Origin of the sequence: Shimia sp., assembly GCF_022448905.1 — a bacterium.
GTDB lineage: Bacteria > Pseudomonadota > Alphaproteobacteria > Rhodobacterales > Rhodobacteraceae > Shimia.
In genome coordinates, this window is sequence record NZ_JAKVCW010000012.1 from 19,320 (window position 1) to 42,156 (window position 22,837).

Consider the following 22,837-nt stretch of genomic DNA (forward strand, 5'->3'; position numbering starts at 1 on the left):
AAACAAGTCAGAAATGAGACACCCAAATGTATCGCTCTCTCGCCATTGCATGTGTGCTCGCCTCCTCGCCAGTTTTGGCGGAAGACGTCCCCACCACCCTAGAAGCCCTCGGAGAACGTCTGTTCTTTGACGTGAACCTATCGGCCAACCGCACGCAATCCTGTGCCACCTGCCACGATCCGGAGTATGGCTTTGCCGATCCACGCGGCATGGCCTCGATTGGCGATGACGGTCACTCTCTTGGGGACCGCAACGCGCCCAGCGCCGCCTACGCCAGCTTCACTCCGGAGTTTCACAAAAACGCAGATGGCATTTGGGCGGGCGGTCAGTTTTGGGATGGCCGCGCCAACCGCTTGGAAGATCAAGCTGGTGGTCCGCCGCTCAACCCCATCGAGATGGGTATGGCTGACGAAGCCGCCGTTATCGCCCGCCTGCTGGAAGATCCGGTCTACACCCAAGCCTTCCCGGCACTGTTTGACGACGACGTCTTAGGCGATCCCCAATCCGGCTACACCGCCATGACCGACGCCATCGCCGCCTTTGAACGCACCGAAGTTTTCTCGCCGTTTGACAGTAAATACGACCGCTTCCTGCGCGGAGAGGTCGAATTGACCCGCGAAGAGGACCTCGGCCGTGTGCTGTTCTTCTCTGAGCAGTTCACCAACTGTAACCTCTGCCACCAGCTTGGAAAGAGCCAGCTGGACCCGCAGGAGACCTTCACCAACTACGAATATCACAACATTGGCGTGCCGGAGAATCTGGCCCTACGTGATCTGAACGGCGTGACGCATGGCACCGTGGATACCGGCCTCGCCGCCCACCCCGACATGGACGGCAACCCAACCCTGCGTGGCAAATTCAAAACACCGACCCTGCGCAACGTGGCGGTCACTGGCCCGTATATGCACAACGGCGTGTTTGAAGATCTCCGCACTGTGGTGCTGTTCTACAATCAATTTAATACCACCGACGTAAAGCGCCACACCAACCCGGAAACCGGCGAGACCTTCCGCATGCCCGCAGTGCCCGCAACCTTAGCAGTGGAAGAACTCACCCACGGCCCGGCCTTGGATGATCGACGGGTCGATGCCATTGTCGCTTTCCTCAAAACTCTGACTGATGCACGCTACGAACACCTACTCGACGAGCAGTAACCTCTATTTTCTATACACTTTTGGATGCGGGACATAGCGCCGCACCTAAAAGCATACAAAATTAATAAGGATTGACGAAACCGACAAAACTAGTCAGTTATGAGCCAAATTCTCAACAGGGATGGATTCCATGACTCGTCACTTTTTAACCACTTCCGCGGCCGTGCTCGCACTGACCGCACCTGCATTTGCCGCCACCAAAGCCGATGTTGTTGCAAACTACGCCGACATCGCCGCCGCCAAATACGAAGACAGCCTGACCACCACCAAAACGCTGCAAGCGGCCGTGAACGCGCTGATCGAAAACCCATCCGCCGAAGCACTGCACAACGCTCAGGGCGCATGGCTGGCTTCCCGCGTGCCATATCAGCAGACCGAAGTGTACCGCTTTGGCAATGCCATCGTGGACGATTGGGAAGGCAAAGTGAACGCTTGGCCACTGGACGAAGGCCTGATCGATTATGTGGACGCCGATTACGGTGGCCCAACTGATGAAAACCCGCTGGCCGCGCTGAACATCGTTGCAAATCCTTCTTTCGAAGTTGCCGGTGAAACCATCGACGCTGCTGACATCACCCCAGCCCTGCTGGAAAGCCTGCACGAAGCGGACGGCGTAGAAGCCAACGTTGCGACCGGCTACCACGCCATCGAATTCCTGCTCTGGGGCCAGGACAAAAACGGCCACAACCACGGCGCAGGTGACCGCCCTTGGACTGACTTCGCAGCCGGCGACGCCTGCACCGGCGACAACTGTGACCGTCGCGCCGCCTACCTGAAAGCTGCCACCGACCTCTTGGTTTCCGATCTGGAATTCATGGCGGCGCAGTGGTCCGCAGACGGCGAAGCCCGTTCTACCGTAACCGGCGACGCAGACGCTGGCCTCGTGGCCATTCTGACCGGCATGGGCTCCCTGTCCTACGGTGAGCAAGCTGGTGAGCGTATGCGCCTTGGCCTGCTGCTGAACGACCCAGAAGAAGAGCACGATTGCTTCTCTGACAACACCCACAACAGCCACTACTACGACGGTCTGGGCATCCAGAACGTGTACCTGGGCGAATATGTGCGTGTGGACGGCTCCCTCGTGTCTGGCCCCTCCGTGTCTGACCTGGTGGCAGAAGTGAACGCCGATCTGGACGCAGAGCTGCAAGGCAAGCTCTCCACCACCATGATGTCCCTCGGCCGCATCAAAACCGCTGCGGAATCCGGCTTCTCTTATGACCAGATGCTGGAGCGCGGCAACGAAGCTGGTGAAGCACTGGTGATGGGTGGCGTAAACGGTCTGGTCGATCAGACCAAATCCATCGAAGCCGCTGTAAAAGCTCTGGGCCTCGACAGCCTCGCGTTTGAAGGCTCCGACAGCCTCGACAACCCGGATGCCGTTTTCGAGTAAATTGGCCTCAAGCCAATAAGACTTCAAAGGGGCGGCCATCCCGCCGCCCCTTTTTCTATTCCAAGGCCAGCCATGCGAACTTCCTCAGCCACGGTCTTCTGCGCACTCTTCGCCACCTCTGCGGCACTCGCATTAGATGACCGTCACCTCAACGTGGTGCCCCGCACCAACGCCGAGACACAGCGCATTGAAGGTGTCACAGCCGTCCCAACCGATTTCTCAAAACCACAGAAGTTTGAGTCCCACCCTGGCGGCGCTGCGACCGTTCCGGCGCGCAATGACGCCTTTGCCTTCAAACAGCCCTCCGCCAATCTCAGCAAAGAAGACGGCCTGACCTTCCGCATGGGCGAAGCGATGTTTGATAAGCTCTGGGTGTCCTCGCCCAGCTCCACACTGGCCTCCGACGGACTTGGCCCGCTCTACAACGCCCGCAATTGCCTGGGCTGCCATCAGAAATCCGGGCGTGGTCACGCCCCGGATGGCCCAAACGACGACGCGCTGTCTTTCGCCATTAAGCTGGCCATTCCCGGGCAGCAGGCTGATCAGATCTACGAAATCGAAGACTTTCTCGCCACGCGGCCAGAGCCAACCTACGGCTCCCAAATCCAGGACTTCAACCTGCCCGGCCACCCCGCCGAAGCCCGAATCGAAGTTTCTTTCGAAGAGTTCGACGTCGCGCTGTCCGGCGGCGAGACTGCCACTTTGCGGCGCCCCTCTTATGCGCTGCAAGACCTTGGCTATGGCCCCCTTCACCCTGATGTGATGGTCAGCCCGCGCGTCGCACCGCAAATGATTGGCCTTGGCCTTCTAGACGCCATTCCCGCCGAAGACATTCTCGCAAACGCCGATCCAAACGACACTGATGGCGATGGCATCTCCGGCCGTCCCAACATCACCTGGTCGGTTGAATATCAACGCCCGATGCTGGGCCGCTTTGGCCTCAAAGCTGCCGCGCCAACCCTACGCCAACAATCCGCCGCGGCCTTTGCTGCCGACATTGGAATCTCAACTCCGCTGTTTGAAGCGGGTCATGGCGATTGCACCACCGCGCAGGTCGAGTGCATCAACGCCCCCCACGGAGACGGCGACGTGCGCGTCTTTGAAGTTGACGAAATTGGCCTCGACCTTGTGACCTTCTACAGCGCCAACCTCGCTGTGCCCGCCCGCCGCGACGTGGACGACCCCGAGGTGTTGCGCGGCAAAGAAGTCTTCCACACCACCGGATGCGCGTCCTGCCACACGCCGTCTTTTGTGACCCACCGCCTTGAAGACCAGCCCGCCCAAAGCTTTCAGCTAATCTGGCCCTACACCGACTTGTTGTTGCATGACATGGGGCCGGATCTGGCCGACAACCGCCCCGAAGGCCGTGCCACCGGCCAGGAATGGCGCACACCACCACTCTGGGGCATTGGCCTCACCGGTCAGGTTTCCGGCCACACGCAATTCCTGCACGACGGCCGCGCCCGCAGTATCCTCGAAGCCATCCTCTGGCACGGCGGCGAAGCGGAAGGTCAAAAAACCAAAGTGATCGACATGCCACCCGCCGATCGTACCGCCCTCATACGTTTTCTGGAGAGTCTCTAACCCATGCGCATGATCGCCTTTGCCGCCTCGCTGCTTCTGTCCACACCGGTTTGGGCCCAAGATTCCGCCGCCCTTGTGGACACGGCAATCACCGATCACATCCTGCCCGGCTTCACGTCCTTGGCCAACGCTTCCGAAGCTTTGAAATCCGCCGCCGCCACCGACTGCCGCAGCGACTCCGAGGCCCTCCGTACCGCCTACCACAAAGGCTTTGACGCCTGGATGGCGGTCAATCACCTGCGCTTTGGCCCTACTGAGGCCGACGAACGCGCCTTTGCCCTCGCCTTTTGGCCCGACACCAAAGGGTTTACGCCCAAATCCCTCTCTAAGTTGATTGCTGCCGAAGACCCGGTAGTCGCTGATCCAGCTGAGTTTTCTGAAGTCTCTGTAGCGGCACGCGGCTTTTTTGCCATGGAGTTCCTGCTCTACGACGACCGCATCAGCCAACTCGGAGACGACGCCTACCGTTGCTCTTTGATCCAGGCGGTTGCCAATGACATCAACCGCAATGCCGACGCCATTCTGACAGATTGGCAATCCACCTATGCCACCCTGATGCGCACGCCCTCCCCAGAAGGACCCTACACGACAGACCTCGCTGCCGTTGCCGAGTTGTTCAAAGCCCTCGACACAGGTTTGCAATTCAACGAGGAAGCCCGTCTTGGCCGTCCATTGGGCACTTTTGACAAACCCCGTCCCCGTCGCGCCGAAGCGCGTCGATCCGGACGCAGTCTGCAAAATATCTCGGTGTCGCTTTCCTCTCTGGAGCAACTCGCATCAATACTGTCTGCGCAATCGCCTTCCCCTTCGGACAATCTCACCGCCGCTTTTGAGAGCGCACTTTCACACGCGGAAGAGTTACAAGACGATCCCGTATTCGCCGGTGTTTCTGACATCCAAGGACGCCTGCGCGTCGAAATCCTGCAGCAATACATCGGCAACATCCGCGACATCGTCTTGCAGGAACTTGGCCCAGCCCTCGACGTCACAGCGGGCTTCAACGCACTGGACGGCGACTGATGGTCACCCGCCGCCGCATGCTTGCTGGCCTGGCCGCCACCAGCCTTTTGCCCAGCGCAGGCTGGAGCAGCGTTGGCACACCTGACTACCTCTCGGCCGCCCGCGCCCCTGACGGCACCTTTCTGCTCGCTGGGCTAACCACCACAGGCGAGATCACCTTTACCATCCCCTTGCCCGCCCGTGGCCATACCGCCGCGGCCCATCCCGAACGTGCCGAAGCAGTCGCCTTCGCCCGTCGTCCAGGCACCTTTGCCTTGGTCATGGATTGCCGCGATGGTGCGGTCCTGAAAACCCTCACAGCTCCGGAAAGCCGCCACTTCTACGGCCACGGCACGTTCTCTGCTGACGGCACCGCACTCTTCACGTCCGAGAATGACTATGAAGGGGGCGAGGGCGTCATTGGCGTTTGGGATGTCACCCGAAACTACGCTCGAATTGGCGAATTCTCTTCCGGCGGCGTTGGCCCGCATGACCTCAAGCTCATGCCAAATGGCAAAGCCCTTGTGGTGGCCAATGGCGGCATCGAAACCCACCCCGACATGGGCCGCAGCAAGCTCAACATCCCGGTGATGGCACCAAACCTGAGCTATCTGAGCCCCACCGGAACCCCGCTTGAGAAGATCACACTGACTGCGGCATTGCACAAAAACTCCATCCGTCACCTCGCGGTACGTCAGGACGGTATGGTCGCCTTTGCCATGCAGTGGCAAGGCAGCAAATCCGCCACTCATCCCCTGCTTGGTCTGCACCAACGCGGCACAGAGGTGAAACTCCTCACCGCTCCGCCAAAAGCGCAACAACACCTGCAAGGCTACGCCGGCAGCGTGGCCCTCTCAAACGATGGCAACCTCGTCGCCATCACCTCGCCGCGCGGCAATGTTCTGCATGTCTTTGACACCGGAACCGGCCAGCCCAGCGCGATCCTTTCGGCAAAAGATGTCTGTGGTATTGGCCCAACATCGGATGGGTTTGTCTTCACCACCGGCACAGGCATCATCGGCACCCTACAAAGTACCACCGCGCAGCACGCCTTGCAGTGGGACAACCACCTGATCGCGATTACGCCGTAGCCTAAGCCGCATCACACCAGCGTTTTGTCCTCAGACAAAAACAAGTCCATCACCACCGGAATCGCTTTGAACTCTAAGGCCCGCCCCTCCGGCCGCTTCTGCAACGGTTTGGTCACCCATGCGGTCCACCGCAACCACCGGCACCAACGCTGCGCCAAAGGCCAGATCGCGGCATCCGCATTGTCCCGATAGGCTACCATTGCCTCGCGCAAGCTACCCCGCATCTGCGGCGAATGCGCCGCCACATTAAACGCAAACACCACCAAATCCCGCGCCTGTCCTACCGGCGTGTTGTTGGCGTGTTTGTAGCGCTCAAAATCCAGCAGCAACATCCGGCCATCCACTTGGCATATGTCTTTCGGACTAGGTCTCCCATGGGCAAATCCAAGGTTATGAAACTCTGCAAGCATCTTACTTGCATCTACTAGCATTTGGATTCGCCGGGACGCATCTTCCTGTCGCTCCAAAAGCTTGCGCAAATCCAATCCGCAATCCGGCAGCACCAGAAAGTCCGGCCCTTCGGCCACCAACCGCGGCACCGGCGCCTGCACGGCGTTCATCTCGCGGTACGCCAACCGCTCGCGCTCGAACGCCTTGCGCGGATCGCCCTTTTGCAAGCGGTACCGCAACCCCAGCTGCTCCACGCGCTTAATCCAGAACACTTGGCCCTCTACTTCAATCCGCTGCACACGCGGCCCATCTTTGCGGGCTTCGGTCTCAAGCGTCGCACGCAGGTCATCGCTCGCGGTTTGGGGGGCTTTGCTATCCATGGCCGATACTTAGGATGTCGCGCCCACGCCGTAAAGCCGCGCGCCCCAAGCAACCCTCTAAGCAACCCCATGCCACATTAACAACAATCCCCCACGAAACATTGAAACACGCCGCACAAAGCCGTAAGTGCTTGTCATCAGAGACATTGAGGCACCTATGGCAAATTTCCTTTATCAAAACGACCTGCCTGACGACCTGGACCTTGGCCCGGTTGTGGCGATTGACTGCGAAACCATGGGGCTCAACCCCCATCGCGACCGCCTCTGTGTGATCCAGATGTCTGGTGGCGACGGCAACGCCCACCTTGTGCAAGTCGCCAAAGGCCAAACCGAGGCGCCGAACCTGTGCAAAATGCTCGAAGACCCAAATGTGTTGAAACTCTTCCACTTTGGCCGCTTTGACATTGCCGCCATGTACCACGCCTTTGGCGCCCTCACCGCGCCGGTCTATTGCACCAAAATCGCCTCCAAACTGGTGCGCACCTACACCGACCGCCACGGCCTGAAAAACCTGCTTCAGGAACTGCTGAGCGTCGATGTGTCCAAGCAACAGCAGATGAGCGACTGGGGTGCTGAAACCCTGACGGACGCACAGCTCGACTACGCCGCCTCTGACGTTTTGTACCTGCACGGTCTGCGCGAGAAACTGAACGAACGTCTTGCCCGTGAAGGCCGCACCGAAGTGGCCCAGGCCTGCTTTGACTTCCTGCCGACGCGCGCCAAACTGGATCTGGCCGGCTGGCCGGAACAGGACATCTTTGCGCACTAACGGAGCCGCCCCATGACGGACGCCGACAAGCAAACCTTTCTGGACACCGCCCGCCGTGTGATCTCCATCGAGACCGCGGCGCTTTCTGCCTTGGGCGACAGCCTGGGCGCCGAATTTGGTGAAGCCATTGAACTGCTGCTCTCCGCCAATGGCCGGGTGATCATCTCTGGCATGGGCAAATCCGGCCACATCGCCCGCAAGATCGCTGCGACCTTTGCCTCCACCGGCACCCCGGCCCATTTTGTGCATCCGGCCGAGGCCAGCCACGGCGATCTGGGCATGATGGCACAAGGCGACGTTGCGCTTGTGCTGTCCAACTCCGGCGAAACTCCGGAGCTGGCCGATCTGGTAGCCTATACGCGCCGCTTCAACATCCCGCTGATCGGCGTCGCCAGCCGTCCCGACAGCACGCTGATCAAGCAAAGTGATGTCGGGCTGATCCTGCCCAAAGCCGAAGAAGCCTGTGGCACCGGCGTGGTGCCAACCACCACCACAACCATGACCCTCGCGCTGGGCGACGCCCTTGCTGTGGCCCTGATGGAGCACCGCAAGTTCACCCCGGAAAACTTCCGCGAATTCCACCCCGGCGGCAAACTGGGCGCGCAGCTCTCTCGTGTGCGTGACCTGATGCATGTCGGCGAGGCCCTACCTCTGATCGACGCGCAGACCCAAATGAGTGATGCCTTGTTGGAAATCAGCCAGAAAGGCTTTGGCGTTGTTGGCGTCACCAATGACACCGGCGCGCTCCTCGGCATTGTCACCGATGGGGACTTGCGCCGCCATATGGACGGTCTGCTGGACCGCACCGCCGTGGAAGTTATGACCGCCGATCCGCAAACCATTGCGCCCGGCGCCTTGGCCGAAGAAGCCGTGGCCATCATGAATCAACGCAAGATCACGTGTCTGTTTGTGATCGATCCCAATGGCGCAGGCACCCCCGAGGGCCTCTTGCACATCCACGACTGCCTGCGCGCCGGGCTCGGCTAAACCGGTGGTGCGCCGCCTCACATATTCCAACCTGGTTGCCTGGCTGAAGGTGCTGCTGCCCCTGACCGCACTCGGCATCCTGTCCACGCTTTTCCTGATCTCTCACGAAGTCGATCTCGAAAGCGCCATTCCCTTTGCGGATGTGGAGCTCGAAAAACGTCTGCGCGACCGACAAATCACCGCGCCGTATATCGCCGGCCAAACCGACGATGGCCACAACATCACGTTGACCTCCGCCACCGCGCATCCGGATATCGACGACCCCTCTCGTATCATCGCAGAACAAGTCGGCGCTTTGATCAGCACCACCGACGGCACCGAAATCACTGTGCGCGCCGAAGCGGGTGAGATGAGCAGCACGTTTAACGAGGTCGAGCTTGACGGCGACGTCGAGATTGTCACCTCTGCAGGCTACACCATCACCACCGAAACCATGATCTTTGGCCTGGAAGACGCACGCGCCGAAACCGCCGGTGAAATTCTGGCCGAAAGCGGCCTTGGCACCTTGGAAGCAGGCCGCATGGCCCTGCGCCCATCTGGGGAAAACAATGAAATTTATTTGTTTTTCACAAAAGGTGTGCGACTGCTATACACGCCCGCAAACTGAGACGAGGTGACCCTGTGTTTTTGATCCGTGCTTTGGCAATTTCCCTCCTGACGGTGGTTCCCGTCGCTGGGATGGCACAGGGGTTCCAGGTTGGCTTTGGCCAGATCCAACAAGATACCGGCCTGCCGGTCGAAGTCACCGCCGAGACTCTCTCGGTGAATCAATCTGACGGCAGCGCCGTGTTTGAGGGCAAAGTGGATGTCTCCCAAGGTGACATGCGCATGACCGCCGACAAGGTGAACGTGCACTACAATCAGGAAACCCAGGCCATCGCCCGCCTCGTGGCGGAAGGCAACGTGCTCCTTGTCCAAGGGCCCGATGCGGCCGAGGCCAATCAAGCGATCTACAGCATCGATGATGGCACCGTCGAAATGACCGGCAATGTGACGGTCGTACAGTCCAAAACCACCATCACCGCGGACAAAATGCGCCTCAATCTAACAGACAACACCGCGCAGATGAGCGGCAATGTGAAAACAGTTCTGAAGTCTCAGTAACCATGGCCAAACCCGATCTCTCCGTCACCAAAGGCAGCTCCGGACTACAGGTGCAAAGCCTGCGCAAGGCCTATCGCAAGCGCGTGGTGATCCGAGACTTCTCCATGGAGTTGCAGCGCGGCGAAGTTGTTGCGCTGCTGGGTCCAAATGGCTCCGGTAAAACCACCACCTTTTATGCGGTCGCAGGCCTCTTGGTGCCCGAAGGCGGGCGTGTGTCCATCGACGGTCGGGACGTGACCACCCTGCCGATGTATCGCCGCGCCAAGCTGGGCATCGGCTATCTGCCGCAAGAGATGTCGATCTTCCGTGGCCTGTCGGTGGAAGACAACATCACCGCTATCCTCGACATCACCCACAAAGACCGCCACAAGCGCCGTGAGCGCCTTGAGGAGCTCCTGAGCGAGTTCTCCATCGAGCACCTGCGCCGCGCCCCTGCACTGGCCCTGTCTGGTGGTGAACGCCGCCGCGTGGAAATTGCCCGCTGTCTGGCCGCCGATCCCAAATACCTGCTTCTGGACGAACCATTTGCAGGTGTGGACCCGATCTCGGTGGGCGACATTCGCCATCTGGTCGCGGACCTCAAGAAACGTGGCATCGGCGTGTTGATCACCGACCACAACGTGCGCGAGACGCTGGAAATTGTCGACCGCGCCTACATCCTGCATGACGGCAAGGTGCTCATGTCCGGCACCCCGGACGAGGTGGTGGAAAACGAAAACGTGCGCCGTGTCTATCTGGGCGAAAACTTCCGCATCTCCTGACACACGCGGAAAAGCGCACAATCTTGCGCTCGATCATTGACTCTTAACCGTCTGCCTACTCAAATGGACGCATGACATTTGATCGACTCCCCGCTGTGACCGTGGCGGCCTTCGCAAAAAGGCCCGGTCTTTCGCAAGGGTTGGCAATGTCGATTTCCAGCATTCGGACCTAACTGATAACGGGCATCTCAAGCCCGTGGTCCGACATGTCATCGAAAAGGAGACAGGATGCGCTATCAGATTACCGGAAAACACATCGACGTTGGTGATGCTCTGCAAACTCACGTGAAAACGGAGCTTGGCAGTGTGCTCGACAAATACGCCGGCCGACCTACCGACGCGACGATCACGTTCTCCAAACACGCGCACGAATATGTCTGCGAGGCCACGGTGCATCTGTCCACCGGACTGACCGCCCAAGCCAAAGCACATGAAACTGAAATCTACGCCGCTTTTGACAGTTGTGCGGAAAAAATGGACAAACAACTGCGTCGGTATAAGCGACGACTGAAGGATCACCATAAGGAACGTCAGGACCCGGTTGAACTTTTCGGCGCTTCCTCGTATATCCTCGCGCCTGAAGCTGAAGAACATGAGGCCGAGCCCGACACCCTGCAGCCAGTCATCGTTGCCGAGATGGAGACCAAGATCCCGTCCCTAAGCGTTGGCGAAGCCGTGATGCAGATGGAACTTGCAGGGTCCCCGGTGCTTGTCTTCAAGAACGAAGGTAAAGACGGATTGAACGTGGTCTATCGCCGTGAGGACGGCAATATCGGCTGGATCGATCCGCAAGCATAAGTGAGTAAGCGCATCAAAGCGCGCTCCGGAGATACAGGCCCTATGGACCTTTCTACCATCCTCAAGCCTGAGGCGGTACGTGTTGTCACAGCCGCCTCAAGCAAAAAGCGTTTGTTGCAAGAATTTGGCGACCTGGCCGAGTCAGCTTACGGGCTGAACGCGCCTGGGGTTGTCGAAGCTCTGATAGAACGCGAAACCCTTGGCCCCACCGGCGTGGGCCACGGGGTGGCTTTGCCACACGCCCGCTTCGAAGGCTTGGAAAGCGTCGTCGGCGCCTTCATCCTTCTGGAAAAGCCAGTTGATTTCAATTCGGTGGACCGCCAGCCAATCGACATCGCCTTCGCGCTGTTTGCCCCGGAAGAGGCCGGTGTCGAGCACCTCAAAGCCTTGGCGAAAGTGTCCCGTCACCTGCGCGAGTCCGCGATCTGCGCCAAGCTGCGCGCCAACCCGGACGCGGCCACGTTGTTCACGATCCTGACCGAAGGCGACAAGGTTCAGGCAGCCTAAGCTGGCCGATAAGAGACATTCAACGCGCCGCAGCCCCGCTGACGGCGCATTTTTACGTCCAGCTGTCAAACCCAAACGCAATATAGTCGCGCTTGTAGATATCCTGACACAGCTTCTCGATCTCCTGATCGTAGATCTCTTCAAGCGCCACCGGATACCCTGTGTCCACCGTTACCGGGTCCGGCGCATCCATGCGCCCCACCTGCATCGCCAGCGCGGGCAGATAGCTCATCATCTCATCTTCGCGCACAATCATATCCGGCAGTGACAGATCGCCGAATCCCTGCAACGCCGTGGTCTGGCTGACCCAATGCGAATCCTGCCGCAGGCTGGTCTGCCCCGCCAGATTCGCCTTCACAAATCCAAGGAACGCCACAAACCCGGCTCGATGCGCCTCCGCCGTATACTCCGCCCCTGGCGGATCCTTGGGCAGCGGCATCTTGTACACCCGCCGCAATGTATTGCGCAGCTTCTTGTAGGGCCCCTGTTCTGCCGCCAGTATGCAGTCATAAAACGCCGCATGCACACGTGCCACAGGGTGGCGGATCACGGTAAAACTGCGATGTCCCTTATGGGCCTTCTTCCACTGGCGCAGGCTCTTCTGGCTGAATTTGCGGATCAGACCATCATTCCCCACCCGATCCATCTTCGCCATCCATTTGGTGACGGCCTCCGTTGGCCCGGACCGCAACGGCAAAAACAACAACGGTGACGCCGCACAAGCCACATAGCTTGGCACCGCCGCCCCATGGCGCGGCTCAAAATTCGGCGTGCGGTTGAGGTTAAAGCGATCCAAATCCGCCAGGGCTAAGGTTACTTCACCAAAGTTGGAGACCTTCTCAGACAACGGGCTGGGGTTCTGTCGTTTCAGCTTCTGGTTCAGTTCCTCAAGCTCTTCATCATGCCCCAGAAACCGCGCCAACCCGTTCATCACCTGAAGATCATGCAGGTCTTCATAAGCAATATAGAACGCCGTTTGGCCGCTCACCTGAAGCGCCCGCATCAAGGAGACCTGAAAGTCCTGCAACTCTTCCACATGGCGCCGGAACTCCACGCCATCAAACTTCACCTTGCTATCGCGCCGGCGGCGCACATCGGTTAGCTTCCACTGCCCGGTGGCCTGCGCGATCTTCCAGCTCACATAGCTATCGAGCGGATTGCGAGTCAGGATGATCTTTGCGCAACGCGGGTCTTCCAACATCGTGTTGAGCACCCGTGGCTCATGATCGTGGAAGTACCGAAACCCTGACAACACGTCGTTAGATTTCATCGCATCAATCAAAACCTGCGGGTCGGCTGTCCGTTGTTCCAGAGATACGCCAAGACAATCATCCTTGTTGGGGTATCCAATGAAATGCGGATTAAACGCTTCACCCAGACAGCTGAGACCCTCAAACCCGTTGATATTGGCTTCCAGATAATTGGACCCGGTCCGCATCTCGGCAAAGACCACAAAATAATCAAAGGGTTTGGTCATAGGGCGTTACTGCACCAAATAGGGTTTCCGTGGCGGCTTCTTCTGATCGGCCTCCCCCTGAGATACGGGAAAATCGCCCATCAGGTAAGGGTGCATGCCTTGGTTTTTCAGGTTTTGCAGGAACTGACCAAATCCGGTCAAATCGGTCATCGTCGGCGCCTCCGCCAAACGGCGCGCTTTCTCCGGCCCGATCTCGTCAATGATAGTCTGCAAAGGTTCCATCGGCGCTTCGATAAATTCAGCCAACGTCCAGATCCGTACCCGCGCCTTGGCATAGGGACTGCGCAATGCATAAAGCTGATCGTTTTCCAACTTCTGAAGACGCGCGGCCTCTTTGCGAATGTCGGCAAAATCTAGATTCGACTTGAACAGCGGTATCGCCCAGGCCCCGCTGATCACCGACACCTGCGCATTGGGGTCTTTGGCAAAAAACCAAACCGGCGCGCCCTCATCCCGTGGCCCCACCTGAAAACACTGCCGCTCGCCGCGCGTGTTCCAGACCAGATTGGTTAAAAACGCGATCGAGTTGTAATCACGCGACTTCGGATCGTCGCTCAGCGCCCCGTTGATGACTTTCTGACGGCCCTCAAACTCTGCCCCTTCCGGCGCAAAAAGATGCCCATGCACCCGCGTCCCAGTGGCCCGGGCCAGCCATGGCTCAAAGTCCTCAAACAGCTGCGCAAACCCTTGGAAGATCGAATACCGCCCGAAGGTCATGCCGTTTTCCCACCCCTCGTTGGGATAACGGCTCTGCATGTAAAGCCCCGTGCGCCCTTTGGTCCGTCGCTCCACAGCCTTGGCAAAGATCCGGTCAATCTTCGCCGGATTGGGTTCGCTCATCTTGATGGCGCCCTCTGGGCTGCGCAAAAAGCCGTTATACAGCTTGCTGGCACGCGGCCAGATTTTGCGCGCCACAAAGCAATCAGACCGCCGCAACAGCTGCAAGTGGTCGTCATAAAAGATATGCGGCTTTCCCTGAAAGTCGAACTTCGACAGCGTCAGCGACCGGCTCTCGATATTGCTCGAATACAGCCGCGCCAAGGTCTGGAAATAGCTCTCGTCCGGAATCCACACCCGCTTAAAGTAGCGATCAAACGTGTCCCGATCCGGATCCTGCAAAATCGCCGACAACGTCTGCCGTGTCAGGCACCACCACTGGCTGCCCATATGTGGCACAACGCCATTGGGGATCTTCCGTTTCACCCGCAGGAAACGCTGAATATCCACCCATTTGTCAAACAGGAACCGGTGCTTCTTCCAGGAGAACGGGAAATGCAGCGTAAACCGCTCCGCGTCCAATCCCCCCACGGTCCAGGGCACATCCGCCGTGGTCGCACTCTCGATAAAATCCGTCCGCGGCCGCGCCGCCAAATAATCTTTCAACTCCTGCACTGGTCGCAAGGGCAAACAAGACCCGGAAGACAGGTAGATGTGGCGCACCTCCGGGAACTCGGCCAGCATGGTCTCCCCTGCCGACTGACTAGCGGCCACCAGCCCCCAGTCCCCCCATTCACATTTGTGCCGCTTGCAGAAGCGTACATCCGGTACATCTTCCAGCGCTTTGACAAACTTCTTATGCGCCTTGGGCTTCACCGAGGCATCCACATGGATCACCACCGGACAACCGTATTTGGTCCAGTGCCGCGCCACTTGCTCTGCGCGGTCAAAGGCGGTGTGCACCAACATGAGAATGCCCACACTCATGCCCAGTTCCCCTTGGACATGAGGCCCAGAATCTCCAGCTGGCGCCAGTTGATGTATTTCTCACTCCATTTGCACCACAGCTCCGGCGCATCCCGAAGCCGCTCGGCATAGGCCGTGTATTCCACACTTGCGGAGTAATGCTGATTGCGCACCAGCTCCTCTTCCGCCTTGGCGGTGAACGTATCCAGAAACTTCGCGTGCAGCAGCAGGCCAGAGGCTTTTTCCCCGCCCCACTCGTCATACACCTGGTTCAAACCACGAGGCAGAAGCATATGGGTCGAGCTGGCATAACAATAGCGCCGGTTCCACTTCACCAGTGGAATTTTGTTCAGCGCCGGGGCCAGTTCCGGCTCATTTGGGAAAAACACCCGCGACCGTGGCCCACCTTGAATCCACAGGTTTCCATACTGCGGGTTCTTTGTCATCGTGTAGTTGCCCGCATCAAACCAGCAGGCGATCTCCATCGGGTCCTGCCCCGCCTGATAGGGCTGCTCCGTGATCGGCCCACGCGGATACATATCCAAAAGCATCGCACTGAAAGATTTGATCGAACTCGCATCCAGCCAATCGGTCAGCGCCCGGATCGGACGCGTGTCGCAGAATGGATAAATAAAGAACTCGTCCGGATCGACCACCAGACACCAGTGATTGTGGCCATAGCGGAACTGCAACCAGTTGAGCCAATCCACGCCAAACTTGGACTTTTTATAGCTCTTGCGGGTGTGCCACACCGACACATCCGGCTGCTCCATCAGATACTCCAGCGAACCGTCATCGCTGTCGTTGTCCACCATCAGGAAGTGATTGATACCCTTATTGCGGTAGTAATCGAGAAAATACGGCAGGCGAATATGCTCGTTGCGCAGGGTTGAAAACGCCAGCAGGTCCGACGGTTTGATCTGCGCCGTGCGGTCCGCCATGCTGCGCAGCTCACGCCGCTTCCGGATCGCGCGCACAAGACGATGCCGGCGTCTGATCCGAAGCCGATATGATTGCAGCGCACTCACCCCTGTCCTCAACCTTTCCCAATCTTTGAAGGTCCAGCTACAGGGTGTATCACGTGACCCTTAAGACCGTATTGAAATGCGCCTCCCAAGTGGGTGGGGAAAAACGCGGATTTGCTTCTTTTTCAGCCTCTTGTGCGGTGACCAGGGACTGAATGATTGTTTCCCATAGATAAACATCTGAAACGCTTGCGTAAATGGGATAATCCCCAAGAATTTCCCGCAAAACCGTCAAGGTATTGGCCACCACCGGCACCCCCATCGCCGCGGCTTCAACGGGGGGCAAGCCAAATCCTTCCGCATGGCTCGGGAACAGCAAGCCAGCCGCACCCGCCATCAAGGACTTCAGTTCCAAATCCCCTAAATCATTAAATTCCAACAGAAACTGACCCCTTAGAGGCGATGATTCGAGCCGCGCCAATACGTCGACGCTTTCCCACCCACGGCGTCCCGCGATCACCAAATGTGGCATCTCGCTCGCTGGAAACCGCTCTGCCATTCCTTCCCACAGGTCCAACAGGAACCCGATATTCTTGCGCGGCTCAATGGTGCCCAAACACAGTAAATAGGGCGCAGCCACGCTAACGCTCACGTCATTGTTCTCGCTTTCGAAAAAATCATCCTCCACCCCAAGATGCGCAACCTCCACGGGAGGCACCTCCCCCAAAGGCGCCATGTGGCGGGTGATGTCACTGGCCGAAACGTGCGAGTTGGTCAGGATCAAATCCGCGTAGCTGGCACACCGCTTCAGAATGGCCGCCAGCTTTTCCACCGACTTCGGCGTCTGGTACTGCGGATGATCCAACGGAATAGTGTCATGCAAAAACACCGTGATCTTACCGCCTTTTACACGCTTCACAGCCCGCGCCACACGAGTTGTGAACGTGGTCTGATCCACGTTGAGATACACACTCCCCGTGGGCAAATACCGCCGCAACATGCGCCCCAAACCACGAGGCCGCGCCCGCGCAATCGCCATCTGCCGGGCCATCGTGTCCGGCACCCGTCGCGGACTACCCGCGCGGTGGCGCAACCGGGACACAAAATCCGGGGCAGGCCAGTCTCGTTGCCCTTCTATCGCCTCCAGGCAGGTGCGCATCCCTATCTGATCGAGCAGCACATAACCCAAACCGGTCCGCACCAAGCCAAAGCACGGCACATCATCCGCCAACACTGCGCGCAGATACGCCAGACACACCCGGTCCACGCCAGACGGGCGCCGCCCGGCAAGGGCCAGCACCCGTGTCATTTCCAGAAGTCGAGCGGGGGGATTACTTGTCGTAATGCCCGGTCTGATGCCATCTCCATGCATCGGCAATCATCAGGTCCATCTTGGAGCGTTTCGGCTCCCACCCTAGCTCTTTCTCCGCCCGTGTCGAGCCGGAGACCAGCTTGGTGCAATCGCCAGCACGGCGCGGCCCCTCATTGTAAGGCACCGCCCGATTGGTCACCGCACGGGATTGGTCAATCACTTCGCGCACAGAAAACCCGGTGCCAGTGCCCAGGTTGAACACCCGGCTGCCATGTCCATCCAAAAGACGCTTGAGCCCCAGCACATGCGCATCCACCAGATCACACACATGTACGTAATCTCGAATACAGGTGCCATCGGGCGTGTCGTAGTCCGTGCCAAAAATGGTCAGCGCATCGCGTTTCCCGTCAATCGCATCCAACATCAGCGGGATCAGATGGGTTTCCGGCTGGTGGAATTCGCCCACCTCTGCCTCCGGATCCGCGCCCGCCACGTTGAAATACCGGAAGATCACCGAATGCAGCCCATAGGCCGCATCAAAATCGCGCAGCATATCTTCGATGGCCCGCTTTGACGCCCCATAGGCATTGATCGGCAATTGCTCGACACTTTCATCAAGCGTCACATTGTCATGGTCGCCATAGGTCGCACAGGTTGAAGAGAACACAAAATTGCGCACCCCAGCTTCCACCGTCGCCTCTATCAGATTCAGAGAGCCCTGGACGTTGTTAAGCCAGTATTTCCCTGGCGCCTTCATGCTTTCGCCAACCTGAGACAATGCTGCAAAATGCATGACCGCGACCGGCTCATATGCAGAAAACACCTCATCCAGCCGCGCGCGGTCCAGCAGGTCGCCCTTTTCAAAGGGGCCAAATTTGACCGCATCTTCCCAACCGGTGACAAGATTATCGAAAGTGACAGGCACAAAGCCGGCCTGTGCCAAAGCTTTGCACGCGTGCGAGCCAATGTAGCCCGCGCCGCCCGTGACGATTACGTGGTTCACAGTAGAAATCCTTTCAGGGGCTCTTATTCCGCGGCGCGGCGGGCCACCACCAGCTCTTCAAGATACTGGGACAGCTCATCACGCAGATCATCGCGTTCCAACGCAAAGGCCACAGTGGCCTGCAAGAAGCCCGCTTTGGAACCGCAATCGTACCGCTGGCCCTGGAAGCGATAACCAAATACGTTTTCGCCCTTGGCAATCTCAGCAGCAATTGCATCGGTCAACTGGATTTCACCGCCTGCGCCTTCGCCCTGCCCTTTGAGATTGGCGAAGATCTCCGGAGTCAGAATATAACGACCAATCACCGCCAAATTGGACGGCTCGGTCCCTGGCGCTGGCTTCTCCACCATGCCTTTGACAGAGACCATTGACCCCATGTCTTCTTTCACATCCAGCACGCCATAAGACGAGGCTTTGGACGGAGGCACTTCCATGGCGGCCACCATGCACCCACCGGTTTCCTGATAGGCGTCGACCATCTGCTTCAGACAGGAAGTTTCGCCGGCAATCACATCATCCGGCAGGATCACTGCAAAGGGCTCATCCGACACCAAACGACTTGCGCAGGCGACCGCATGGCCAAGCCCCATCGCCTTGTGTTGGCGGATATAGGCAATTGCTCCGCTTTCCATATTGGTCGCTTCAACAGCAGCCAACAGGTCGGTTTTTCCTTTTTCGCGCAGCGTCTGTTCCAGCTGGGGTGCACAGTCGAAATAATCTTCCAGCGCGCCTTTGCCCCGCGAGGTCACAAAGATGAATTCCGTGATTCCCGCCTCACGCGCCTCATCAATCGCATATTGGATCAACGGACGATCCACCAATGTCATGATTTCCTTGGGTACTGATTTTGTCGCCGGCAAAAACCGGGTCCCCATGCCCGCTACAGGAAAAATGGCCTTGGTAACTTTACGCTGCATTGGTCGCTCTCTCTGGTCACTGTGCTGTGGCGCCACATAGCTGGACACCAACCTACAAACTATCGATTAGATGATAAAAATTCTGTTTTAAATTACATTCGGCGATAACACGATTTTGCGTCCATTTCTACACAAACAAAGCAAGCCGTCCGAGTCTTTCCCACACCGCCCTTTTAACGGGCGCTTTTTATATCCGCATCAATTAAATACGTTCGAAATGGCAAACAACGAGCCGACCAGCGCAATCACCGCCTGTGCCGGTTTCACTGCCGACTCACTGGCAACCACAATATCCGCTGGCTGCACATGGAAGTTCTTGGCACCAAACAACTCATCCGCCTTGGTCAGATCGAACCGGAAAATCACATGTTGGGACGCCGGGCCGGTGCCATCCTGACGAACGGCGGACTCCGGGTACTGACGCAACACAAACAGCCCCTGTGGGTTGGCGCGGGCATCGTTTAGCCCGCCCAGCAAAGACACCGCCTCAAGCGCCGTGATGTGCTCCTGATGGAAATAGACCAACTCTTCTTTGGTGGTGGAGCCCACCGCCACAAAATACCGCTCTTCTTCCTCGACAATCAGTTGATCGCCACCGCGCATGATCACGTTCTTGGCCGGGTCTTTCAGCAAGCTATCCAGTGGAATTTCGTAAGACTTCCCCTGCCGCTGCAACCGCACCAGCGGGTTGGTAATGCTCTCACTCACCCCACCAGATTGTGCAATCACCGACAGAATAGAGACATTACGATCCGACAGCGGCAACCGGCTGGGAGAGGCCACTCCTGTGACCACATCCACCGAGTTAGATGGCCCGGGAATCACATCGATCTGAACCTGAGCGGACGGTGCAATCGGGGTCATCTGCCCCTGAATTTTCTCCCGCGCCTGATACGGCGTCAGCCCCGCCACCATAATGTCATTCACATAAGGTACAAAGATCGTACCCGCTTCCGTAACTTCCACCGGCCGCAGCGGCACGGACCGATCCGCCGGACCAAGCAACAGTGAGTTTTCCTGATTGTCCCAAACCGTCAGCGTGACCTGATCGCCGGTCTGGATAATCCGGCTTTTGGGGCCCGGCGATCGGGCAAACCAATGGTAATGTCCGTGCCAGCCGGTCTCCGGCCACTTTCCGATCTGGGAGACATTTTGTCGGGTAACTTCTGCGACCTGAATGTCTTGCGGCACAGCAGACTCACCGACAAGTTCAGATGCGATTGGACCGCCACGCGGCAGCGAACACCCAGCAATGGAGAGCATGGCAAGCGCCAAAACTGCCTTCAAACCCACTCGCCGCATAATTCGCCTCATAAATTTTTCACTCTTTTAGAACCGGTCTCTGCCCAAAAACAAGCGCTCACTCTTAACTTTTCCACCTGTTGTGTCCCGCCGGACTCTGCCAACATCTCCGCGACACACCCCACAGGCAGACCTTTGCCTATTTTTTGGGCAGCACCCACGCAGTGTTGGCAGGTGTTAACAAATGGTTTAGAAACCAATTCAAATTTTGAGTACCGTGTAATATAAGTTAATCGTGCCCGCTCAAGGCGGCATGCCACTACCACCAAAGACAAATACTCTTTCGGGAAGAATTCCCTACATTTCTGAGCAAAGCTCAAGACGTATTTTTAAACGATCCAATTTAGCCCGATTTGTGAGCAAACATTATGCTTTTCAAACTTCTAACGAACCTGACGCACTTGCAGAAAGCGATTGTGCTTTTGTGCGTCGATCTCGCGGCGATCATTTTTGCGCTGTGCGTGGCCTTCTCTAACACCGCCGAATCGACCCAATGGATGACCGTGGCCTGGTACCTCCCCGCGGTACTGGCGGTGGGCGCAGTCGCCCTGCACGGTTTTGGCCTTAACCGCGTGAAACTCAACACCTTCGGCATTGACGAAGTGGCCAAAGTTTTCATCGTTGCCGTGGCCCTGTCCGTCACCGGCTATGTGGTTGCTGAAGCCATCGGCCCGTCCCATTTGTCGCTCAGCACCATGCTGGAGTTTGGCGCCCTGTTTGCCTTCCTTTCGGTTGGCAGCCGCTTTGTGATGTTGCGCATTGTCGAGCGTATCTACACAACCCAAATGCCCCGCAAACAGGTGCTGATCTATGGCGCGGGCCAGACCGGCCAGCAAATGGCCGCCGCGCTGCAAACCGATCACGAGTTCAAACCCTTCGGCTTTGTCGACGACGATCCAAACCTGCAAAAGCTCACCATCCTGGGGCTTAAGGTCCACTCCCCCAAGCGCATTGCCGCCATTGTCCGCCGCAACCGCATCGACCGTGTCGTTCTGGCCATGCCGTCTGCCAACCAATCCGTGCGGCTGCAAATTGGCAAACGCCTGTCCGCTCTGGGCTGCGAAGTGCTGGCCTTGCCCTCCTTTGCCGACATCGTTTTGCGCGGGGAAGAAGCCACCGCCGCTGCCCCGATCCAGCTCGACACCCTACTGGGCCGTGACGCTGTCGAAAGCGAACTACCGCAAACCGAAAGCACCTACCGCGACCACCGCATTCTTGTGACTGGCGCTGGCGGATCTATCGGCGGCGAACTCTGCCGCCAAATTGCCCGCTGCCGACCTCAGGAACTGGTGCTGGTCGACCACAGCGAGTTCGCGCTCTACAAAATCGCCAACGAGCTGAAACAGGAAAACCCCGGTCTGCGCATGACCGCCGTTCTGGGGAGCATCAAACATCCGGAACTGATGCGCGAAACCCTGATGAAGCATCAGATCGAAGTGGTGTTCCACGCCGCGGCTTACAAACACGTAAACCTTGTGGAAACCAACGTGTTTGAAGGCGTGCGCAACAACGTGATCGGCACCCGTGTGCTTGCAGAGGAGGCGCGCCTGGCCCGCGTGGATCGCTTTATTCTTGTCTCCACAGACAAAGCCGTGCGCCCGTCCTCCATGATGGGCTGCACCAAGAGAATGGCAGAACTTGTCATTCAGGATCTCGCCAAACGGTCTGAGAACACCAAGTTTTCCATGGTGCGCTTTGGTAATGTGCTGGGGTCGTCCGGCTCTGTCATCCCGTTGTTCCAGAAACAAATCCGCGACCTTGGCCCTGTGACTGTGACCCATCCAGAGGTCACGCGCTACTTCATGACCATTGATGAAGCGGTACGTCTGGTGCTGCTGGCGGGCAGCTTTTCCCGTGGCGGAGATGTGTTTGTGCTGGATATGGGCGAGCCTGTCTCAATTCACGACATGGCCCGCAAAATGATCGAGGCCGCAGGCCACTCTATCCGGGACGAAACCAACCCGGCTGGCGACATCGCGATCACCTTCACCGGCCTGCAAGAGGGCGAAAAAATGCATGAGGAGCTGCTGATCGGCAGCGACATGCTCACCACGCCGCATCCCAAAATCATGCGCGCGCAGGAAAAAATGCTCTCGGAGCTGCAAATCGCCAGCGCGCTGCAAGAACTCCGGCGCGCCATCGAAGCCCGCGACCTCAACCTGCTGACCGCAACCCTGCGGCGCTATGTTGAAAACGAAGACACCGAAGTTGCCGCGCTGACACCACCCAAGACTCCGGCGCTCTCCGTTGTGGGCGAATCCTAA

General features: G+C 58.1%; 21 protein-coding genes. 13 read left to right on the top strand and 8 right to left on the bottom strand.

The window, feature by feature from the left end:
* The first annotated feature begins 26 nt into the window (after positions 1 to 26).
* The 5 genes from MK208_RS14815 to MK208_RS14835 all read left to right on the top strand — a co-directional run bounded on the left by MK208_RS14815 (position 27) and on the right by MK208_RS14835 (position 6,218).
* Entirely contained in the window at positions 27 to 1,154 is a 1,128-nt protein-coding gene (locus MK208_RS14815; RefSeq protein ID WP_294117913.1) for a cytochrome c peroxidase, read from the top strand.
* Positions 1,155 to 1,284: 130 nt separating this feature from the next.
* Positions 1,285 to 2,544: an imelysin family protein gene (locus tag MK208_RS14820; protein ID WP_294117915.1), complete on the top strand. Its 1,260-nt coding sequence runs from the start codon at positions 1,285 to 1,287 to the stop codon at positions 2,542 to 2,544.
* A gap of 72 nt (positions 2,545 to 2,616) precedes the next feature.
* A complete protein-coding gene (locus MK208_RS14825; protein WP_294117916.1) occupies positions 2,617 to 4,128 on the top strand; it encodes a di-heme oxidoredictase family protein in 1,512 nt (503 codons plus the stop codon).
* 3 nt (positions 4,129 to 4,131) lie between these two features.
* Positions 4,132 to 5,148: an imelysin family protein gene (locus MK208_RS14830; RefSeq protein WP_294117917.1), complete on the top strand. Its 1,017-nt coding sequence runs from the start codon at positions 4,132 to 4,134 to the stop codon at positions 5,146 to 5,148.
* Positions 5,148 to 6,218, top strand: coding sequence for a DUF1513 domain-containing protein (locus MK208_RS14835; protein ID WP_294117920.1), 1,071 nt, complete (start codon positions 5,148 to 5,150; stop codon positions 6,216 to 6,218). The genes MK208_RS14830 and MK208_RS14835 overlap by 1 nt, the downstream gene beginning before the upstream one ends.
* Positions 6,219 to 6,229: 11 nt before the next feature.
* Here MK208_RS14835 and MK208_RS14840 read toward each other — a convergent pair whose 3' ends face one another.
* On the bottom strand, positions 6,230 to 6,988 hold the full coding sequence (locus MK208_RS14840; RefSeq protein ID WP_294117923.1) for a hypothetical protein: 759 nt from the start codon (positions 6,986 to 6,988) through the stop codon (positions 6,230 to 6,232).
* Positions 6,989 to 7,145: 157 nt separating this feature from the next.
* Between MK208_RS14840 and MK208_RS14845 the strand changes: the two genes are divergently transcribed.
* The 7 genes from MK208_RS14845 to MK208_RS14875 all read left to right on the top strand — a co-directional run bounded on the left by MK208_RS14845 (position 7,146) and on the right by MK208_RS14875 (position 11,914).
* Positions 7,146 to 7,757: a ribonuclease D gene (locus tag MK208_RS14845; RefSeq protein WP_294117924.1), complete on the top strand. Its 612-nt coding sequence runs from the start codon at positions 7,146 to 7,148 to the stop codon at positions 7,755 to 7,757.
* Between the two features lie 12 nt (positions 7,758 to 7,769).
* A complete protein-coding gene (locus tag MK208_RS14850) occupies positions 7,770 to 8,744 on the top strand; it encodes a KpsF/GutQ family sugar-phosphate isomerase (protein ID WP_294117927.1) in 975 nt (324 codons plus the stop codon).
* Between the two features lie 7 nt (positions 8,745 to 8,751).
* Entirely contained in the window at positions 8,752 to 9,351 is a 600-nt protein-coding gene (lptC, locus tag MK208_RS14855) for an LPS export ABC transporter periplasmic protein LptC (RefSeq protein WP_294117928.1), read from the top strand.
* A 14-nt stretch (positions 9,352 to 9,365) separates the two neighbouring features.
* The gene (gene lptA / locus MK208_RS14860; RefSeq protein ID WP_294117931.1) at positions 9,366 to 9,848 is read left to right on the top strand and encodes a lipopolysaccharide transport periplasmic protein LptA; all 483 of its coding nucleotides are present in this window, start codon (positions 9,366 to 9,368) and stop codon (positions 9,846 to 9,848) included.
* Positions 9,849 to 9,850: 2 nt separating this feature from the next.
* Entirely contained in the window at positions 9,851 to 10,609 is a 759-nt protein-coding gene (lptB, locus tag MK208_RS14865) for an LPS export ABC transporter ATP-binding protein (protein WP_294117933.1), read from the top strand.
* 228 nt (positions 10,610 to 10,837) lie between these two features.
* The gene (gene raiA, locus MK208_RS14870) at positions 10,838 to 11,407 is read left to right on the top strand and encodes a ribosome-associated translation inhibitor RaiA (protein WP_168590870.1); all 570 of its coding nucleotides are present in this window, start codon (positions 10,838 to 10,840) and stop codon (positions 11,405 to 11,407) included.
* Positions 11,408 to 11,449: 42 nt separating this feature from the next.
* The gene (locus MK208_RS14875; protein WP_294117938.1) at positions 11,450 to 11,914 is read left to right on the top strand and encodes a PTS sugar transporter subunit IIA; all 465 of its coding nucleotides are present in this window, start codon (positions 11,450 to 11,452) and stop codon (positions 11,912 to 11,914) included.
* Between the two features lie 52 nt (positions 11,915 to 11,966).
* Here the strand turns inward: MK208_RS14875 and MK208_RS14880 are convergent, their stop codons facing one another.
* From MK208_RS14880 to MK208_RS14910, 7 genes are all read right to left on the bottom strand, one after another.
* A complete protein-coding gene (locus MK208_RS14880; protein WP_294117941.1) occupies positions 11,967 to 13,391 on the bottom strand; it encodes a sulfotransferase family 2 domain-containing protein in 1,425 nt (474 codons plus the stop codon).
* Between the two features lie 6 nt (positions 13,392 to 13,397).
* Positions 13,398 to 15,095, bottom strand: a complete 1,698-nt coding sequence (locus tag MK208_RS14885; protein ID WP_294117944.1) for a beta-1,6-N-acetylglucosaminyltransferase — start codon at positions 15,093 to 15,095, stop codon at positions 13,398 to 13,400.
* Positions 15,092 to 16,102, bottom strand: a complete 1,011-nt coding sequence (locus MK208_RS14890; RefSeq protein WP_294117947.1) for a glycosyltransferase family 2 protein — start codon at positions 16,100 to 16,102, stop codon at positions 15,092 to 15,094. The genes MK208_RS14885 and MK208_RS14890 overlap by 4 nt, the downstream gene beginning before the upstream one ends.
* A gap of 49 nt (positions 16,103 to 16,151) precedes the next feature.
* On the bottom strand, positions 16,152 to 17,348 hold the full coding sequence (locus MK208_RS14895) for a glycosyltransferase family 1 protein (RefSeq protein ID WP_294117948.1): 1,197 nt from the start codon (positions 17,346 to 17,348) through the stop codon (positions 16,152 to 16,154).
* 22 nt (positions 17,349 to 17,370) lie between these two features.
* The gene (gene galE, locus MK208_RS14900) at positions 17,371 to 18,354 is read right to left on the bottom strand and encodes a UDP-glucose 4-epimerase GalE (protein WP_294117950.1); all 984 of its coding nucleotides are present in this window, start codon (positions 18,352 to 18,354) and stop codon (positions 17,371 to 17,373) included.
* 23 nt (positions 18,355 to 18,377) lie between these two features.
* Positions 18,378 to 19,271 (bottom strand): UTP--glucose-1-phosphate uridylyltransferase GalU, encoded by an 894-nt coding sequence (gene galU, locus MK208_RS14905; protein WP_294117951.1) that lies wholly within the window; start codon positions 19,269 to 19,271, stop codon positions 18,378 to 18,380.
* A gap of 198 nt (positions 19,272 to 19,469) precedes the next feature.
* Entirely contained in the window at positions 19,470 to 20,573 is a 1,104-nt protein-coding gene (locus MK208_RS14910; RefSeq protein WP_294117953.1) for a polysaccharide biosynthesis/export family protein, read from the bottom strand.
* Positions 20,574 to 20,941: 368 nt separating this feature from the next.
* On the opposite strand from MK208_RS14910, the gene MK208_RS14915 reads away from it, so the two are divergent.
* Complete coding sequence (locus MK208_RS14915) at positions 20,942 to 22,837, top strand: nucleoside-diphosphate sugar epimerase/dehydratase (protein WP_294117955.1); 1,896 nt, start codon at positions 20,942 to 20,944, stop codon at positions 22,835 to 22,837.